The organism is Vibrio sp. L85, assembly GCF_963871815.1.
Classification (GTDB): domain Bacteria; phylum Pseudomonadota; class Gammaproteobacteria; order Enterobacterales; family Vibrionaceae; genus Vibrio; species Vibrio harveyi.
In genome coordinates this window covers 1-678 of sequence record NZ_CAWMYL010000231.1, presented here as the reverse complement: position 1 = coordinate 678, position 678 = coordinate 1, and the positions used below count along the sequence as shown (strand labels likewise).

The window sequence follows — 678 nt, the reverse complement described above, 5'->3', positions numbered from 1 at the left end:
GGGTCTTTAGGTGGTCCTCATTTTATTCGTGATATGTGGGTCAGTGATATTTATGGTGGAGGTGCAAACTTTGCGTATGGGAGTGTTCAGGGTTGTTGTGCTAGCGCAGGCATTGGTATTGGTATTCCTAGCGCTATAAAAGGCGAATGGGAAAATGGTGTTGGTGGTGGCTCATCACGAGAAAAGTGGCAAAAGCGTTGGAAGCCAGAATGGGGGGATTTCGATGAGAATTATGATACTAAATGGTTTCGAATTGATGATGTGATAGACACCGAGCTTGCCAGGCAAAAAATAGAGACAATCAACCATTATTACCCAAACTTCAAGACAAATGGAGTCATGCAGGTCTTAGTAAATAAAGAGCAAGTATTACTGTTATACAAGTACTCTTGTAATCCCAATAGAAAGCATAATGACTGTACTATCCGAGAGAATGCAGACCCTAATGGCTGGGTACAATCTGCGCCATATAGCAAGACAGGTAACACAAAAGTCGTTGTTTTATATGACGGTAAGGGAGAAGTATCAGACAAACCATTTACGGACAATACACCTTAACCATAGAAACAGCCGATGTTCCATACCTTAATCTGTATAGTCTTAGCCCACTTTCATAGAACCTGACAGTGGGCTTTTTTCATTTTGCTATCCTGTACTTGTTCATGGTTCGCTAATGTT

1 protein-coding gene is annotated in these 678 nt (G+C 41.3%); it reads left to right on the top strand.

The annotated features are described in order from the left end of the window. A partial coding sequence (locus tag AACR11_RS21230) for a hypothetical protein (protein WP_223295767.1) occupies positions 1-558 on the top strand: 558 nt, incomplete at its 5' end. Positions 559-678: the final 120 nt, after the last annotated feature.